Annotated in this window: 4 protein-coding genes; all 4 read left to right on the forward strand. The window is 39.6% G+C overall.

The window, feature by feature from the left end:
- A partial coding sequence (locus V7161_RS29395; RefSeq protein WP_335715751.1) for an IS3 family transposase occupies window positions 1-79 on the forward strand: 79 nt, incomplete at its 5' end.
- Between the two features lie 257 nt (window positions 80-336).
- Window positions 337-1,716, forward strand: a complete 1,380-nt coding sequence (locus V7161_RS29400) for an MFS transporter (protein ID WP_335716311.1) — start codon at window positions 337-339, stop codon at window positions 1,714-1,716.
- Window positions 1,717-1,740: 24 nt separating this feature from the next.
- The gene (gene hutH / locus V7161_RS29405) at window positions 1,741-3,297 is read left to right on the forward strand and encodes a histidine ammonia-lyase (protein ID WP_335716312.1); all 1,557 of its coding nucleotides are present in this window, start codon (window positions 1,741-1,743) and stop codon (window positions 3,295-3,297) included.
- A gap of 93 nt (window positions 3,298-3,390) precedes the next feature.
- Window positions 3,391-4,575, forward strand: coding sequence for an AraC family transcriptional regulator (locus V7161_RS29410; RefSeq protein WP_335716313.1), 1,185 nt, complete (start codon window positions 3,391-3,393; stop codon window positions 4,573-4,575).
- Window positions 4,576-4,983: the final 408 nt, after the last annotated feature.

Consider the following 4,983-nt stretch of genomic DNA (forward strand, 5'->3'; position numbering starts at 1 on the left):
CTATAACAATTATCGATATCAATGGAACTTAAAAAAGATGACCCCTATTCAATATAGGAATCATCTTCTAGTTGCTTAATCTCTTTTTTTATAGTGTCCTTGACAAAGGTGCCAGTTTAATGTGGTTTCCCTCTTTTTTTGTTTGGCCGATCAGCACATTAATATAGCAATATTGTGCTAATAAATCGAATTATCCTCTAGAGCCTTCTTTCTATTAACATATTATAATTTAGTATACTAAAGTGAAAACGCATACATGAAAGGGAGTGAAAAGAGAGTTATTTTTTTATCGTGATAAATCTGAAAAGTCAAATAAAAGCAGAAAAGGAGACTTTTATGAGCAATCAAAAATATTTAATCGATGATGCCCCGCTTAATAAATTTCATCTTCGGATTACCGCCCTTACGTTCGGTTCTAATTTTTCGGATGGTTATGCTTTAGGGATTATTGGAATGGCGCTTTCCTTGTTAGGGCCACAAATGAAACTAGGCAGCATATGGGAAGGATTAATCGGAAGCTCCGCTTTAATTGGCCTCTTTTTCGGGAGTCTGTTACTGGGAGGGCTATCCGACCGGATTGGCAGACAGAAAATCTACTTAGCTAATTTTCTGATTATCGGGATTGCCTCTGCTTTACAGTTCTTTGTGAATGATCCATGGACGCTGTTCATTTTACGCTTATTGATAGGGATTGCCTTAGGTGGAGACTACGCGGTTGGATCGACTTTACTCGCTGAGTTTGCCCCTAGAAAGTATCGAGGATTATTGCTTTCTTCTTTAAATGTCCTCTGGACAGTCGGTTATGTTGTTTCGAATATTGTCGGTTTTTACTTACAAAAAGCAGGCCCGGAATCTTGGCGATGGATGCTGATGAGTGCTGCTATTCCCGCTTTTATTTTATTAATATTACGTATCGGTACTCCAGAATCGCCACTTTGGTTAATTAAAATGGGGCGTGTAGAAGAGGCCCGTGCCATTGTAAGAAAATATATTGGACCGAATGCCATAATGGATGAAACCATTAAGTCTCATTCTGAAAAGCCCTTCCGTATGGTCGACCTTTTCAGCAAACAGCTTTGGAAACGTACAACATTTGGATCATTATTTTATGTATGTCAGGTTGTTCCGTATTTCGCCATTTATACCTTTCTTCCTACAATCTTAAGTAAAATGGGATTTGAAGAGACCTTCAGTGTGGATATGCAGCTTAACCTTTTCCTTTTAGCTGGAGCCATCGTTGGGGTTTGGTGTACAGAAAAGCTTACGCGCAGAGGTTTCACCATTTATACATTTATCATTCTTACCGTCTCATTATTTCTTTTAAGTGTATTGCCTAAGGATTCACATACCATTGCGATCATTATTTTTGCCACCTTCACATTTGTGATGTCTGCTGCTTCCAATCTTACGTTAATTTATCCTGCCGAACTTTTCCCGACAGAAATTCGCGGAACAGGTGTAGGTGTCACCACTGCTGTCAGCCGAATTGGTTCTGCTATTGGAACCTTTTTGCTGCCTGTTAGCGTTAGTTCATGGGGAATGGGCCCATCGATGATTGCGATGAGTGTGATTCTATTGATTGGAACCATTGTCTCGATCGCATGGGCACCAGAAACAAAGTATCTGTCGATGAGCGATGTCAATAAGCCAGAACTTGAAACGGGGACCTCTCCAACCATCGATACTTCGCTTTCAGGAAAAAGAAATTTATCATAGGCTTTATTTAAAGAGGTGTGTTAGATGACCAATAATGAATCCTTACATCCAAGAGATATAAAAGAAGTTATTCTTGGAGATCATGAGCTTTCGATTGATGAGGTGGTCGCTGTTGCAAGGTATTCCGCAAAAATTTCCTTTTCAGAATCATACCGCAGCAGGGTGAAAACATCACGCGGGTTAATCGAAAAGTTTTTACAGGAAGAACGCCCGATATATGGAGTGACAACTGGATTTGGCAGTAATGTCACAAAAGTGATTTCGAAGGACGATGCCGAAATCCTCCAACGGAATATTGTTCGATCCCATGCTGTTTCAGTAGGGGAGCCACTGGAAAAAGAAGTGGTTAGAGCGATTCAGTTCACGATCCTCAACCATTTAGGGCATGGATTTTCAGGAGTCAGTTTAGAAGTTTTAGAGCTTATGGCCGGATTATTGAATCATGATATTTTGCCGGTTGTACCCGGTGATGGTTCAGTGGCCTATCTTTCTCCTGAAGCACATATTGCTTTAGTTTTAATGGGGGAGGGTAGAGCCTGGTATAAAGGCGAACTCCTTTCAGGGTGCGAGGCTTTAGAGAAGGCAGGATTAAAGCCAGTTACTTTAGGTTGTAAAGAAGGACTGGCACTTCTAAACGGTACGACTTCTGTTACAGCGTTTGCCGCGCTCGCCTTATATAATGCGACTCAAGCTGTCAAAACGGCTGATATTTCCGGAGCCATGTCGTTCGAATCGTTAAAAGGAACCATTAAAGCTTTTGATCCTCGCCTACATTCCGTAAAAAAACACGAGGAACAGAGTAAAACAGCCCGGAATTTAGTTAGAATTCTTCAGGGAAGTCAAATTGCCGAACAGTTCAAAGAATATCGGTTGCAGGATGCGCTAAGTCTGCGCTGTATTCCGCAGGTCCATGGTGCCGTAAAGAAGGTATTGAAAAATGCGCTGGAAAACCTAATGAATGAAATGCAGTCCGTTAGTGATAATCCCATCATCTGGCCTGAAGGTGATGATGGAATCGCCCTCAGTGGAGGTAACTTCGACAGTTCCTATGTAGGAATGGATGCAGATGCCATGTGTATCGCGATGGCGAACTTAGCGAAGATTGCGGAACGCCGGATTGACCGGTTGGTGAATTATCATGTAAGTGAATTGCCAAACTTCTTAGTGGTCAATCCTGGTTTAAATAATGGATATATGATTCCCCAATATACTGCTGCCGGTTTATTAAATGAAATCAGAGTTCTTTCTCATCCAGCTACCATTGATAATGTCTCCACTTGTGCGAATCAAGAGGATGTGGTGAGTTTTGCCTATTTTGCGGCTAAGAAAGCCTATCAAATTTCTAAGAAACTTCAATATATTTTAGCGATTGAATTGATGCTAGGCACGCAGGCGTTAGATTTCTATGAATCATTGAATCCATCCCCCGTAACAGGGAAGGTTCATCAGTTTATTCGGGAGAATGTACCAACTGTACAAGAGGACAGATTTTTCCAACCTGATATAGAGATTATTTACCAACACATCCAAGAAGGAGAAATCGTTCTACTAGTCGAAGAATTAATTGGAGAAATACAATAGTAAACATTTAAGGAGGAAGCCATTTTATCTTCAGAGAAAAGCGGCTTCTTTTTCTTTCAAATAGAAGATAGGAAGAACGAGGGGAATGAGAAAATGAAGCAAGATTCAAACAGCGCTGTTTTTTCACATCTTCTACTCTCTGGAACGCTTGTTCATGAAGGGACATTTGAAGAGATACAACAAAGGTTCGGGATATTTATACAACCCCATTTAGTGATGGTTATTTCAATTGATCGTTATCCTGATATAGCAAGCCGGAATTCTTTAGAGTGGAGAAAAATGATTGGTCAACAGCTGGTGGGAAAAATGGAAGAGACAGTCCGTATTCCATTTCTCTGGAATTGGATTGAGGAAGGGGTTCTTGCCCTCCTTTTGGAGTTGGATGAAAAGGACTCAGAAGAGGAGTTTAATAGAAAAATGCTTCATATGGCAAAGGAAATTCAGCTTTCTATTCATTCGATTGACCTTTCTGTATCAATCGGAATCGGAAAATATTATGAAAATCCATACCTCCTTTACCAATCCTTTATGGAAGCAAGGAAATCAATGTCGGGACGTTTTTTTCAAGGAAATCAATTAATCTTTCATTGCGAAATGGAACGGAATCAAGAGGCGTCATTCATTAATCCGTTTAGTGAAGAAAAGGCAGAGCTGCTCGCCCTTGTAAAGATTGGGGATGTAGAGGGGAGCATTCATCGTTTGAAACACCTCATGGAAAAAATAGCAGAGGCTTGTCATTTTAATGAGGATATTTTCAAAACAGAAGTAGTGTCCATTGTTTTATTAATGTCTAAAAGGGTGATGGAATCAGGCGCCAATGCCACAACCATCCTTACAAACAATACAAATTTTATTCAAAACTTGTATCATATCATTCGTTACGATAAATTTGTTAATCAGGTTTGTGAATATGCGGTTTGGCTTACAGAGCAAGCCTTGAACACGAATCAAATGGAAGTAACTCCTTTAATTCAACAAGCGATCGATTATATTAAAGAAAACCATCAGAGGAATATTACTCTAAATGAGATAGCACAATATTGCTGCTTAAGTCGGTATCATTTTAGTCATTTGTTTAAAAAGGAAGTAGGGTTAAGTTTGATTGACTATTTGAATCGCTTGAGAATTGACAAGTCTTTGTCGTATTTAGAAATGACGGATCTACCCATCAGCGAGATCGCTGACAGAACAGGATTCCATGATGCCAATTATTTCAGCCGGATGTTCAAAAAGTACATGCAGTTCAGCCCTACCGATTATCGATTAGCACGAAATTGAATCCTTAAACTGATACAATCCGTTCAGATCATATTTTCCTTCAACTGTTTTTCATTCCAATTGCTTGTTGTTCAAGGCACGATTCTTTAAGGATTGTGCCTTTTTTAACAAGTGCACTGCTCTAATAGTAGGTGAAACAAAAAAAGCGACGGAAAGTGAATCTAAAGGGTTCACTTAAGAGGTGCATAACCTCCTCTCGGCAGCGTATATGACAGTCTTTTTGACTAAGAAATCAATATTAAGAAGAGTGCCTGAATAAATGTAGAGGCACTCTTTCTTTATGTTGGAATTTATATATTTTTTCTATAAACAAGTAATAAGGAACGTCTTATTTCACTTTTCGGCGCTCTTTTGCTCTAAACGACCGAAGCCCCTAATTTTTTTAACGCATCAGTCGTTATGAACCCG

The sequence above is a fragment of the Neobacillus drentensis genome, from assembly GCF_036965425.1.
In the GTDB taxonomy this organism is placed as follows: Bacteria; Bacillota; Bacilli; order Bacillales; family Cytobacillaceae; genus Neobacillus; species Neobacillus drentensis_F.

Excerpts from the sequence above, each read along its gene's own strand:
- V7161_RS29400 (WP_335716311.1), top strand. The coding sequence starts at position 337 with ATGAGCAATCAAAAATATTTAATCGATGATGCCCCGCTTAATAAATTT.
- hutH (WP_335716312.1), top strand. The coding sequence starts at position 1,741 with ATGACCAATAATGAATCCTTACATCCAAGAGATATAAAAGAAGTTATT.
- V7161_RS29410 (WP_335716313.1), top strand. The coding sequence starts at position 3,391 with ATGAAGCAAGATTCAAACAGCGCTGTTTTTTCACATCTTCTACTCTCT.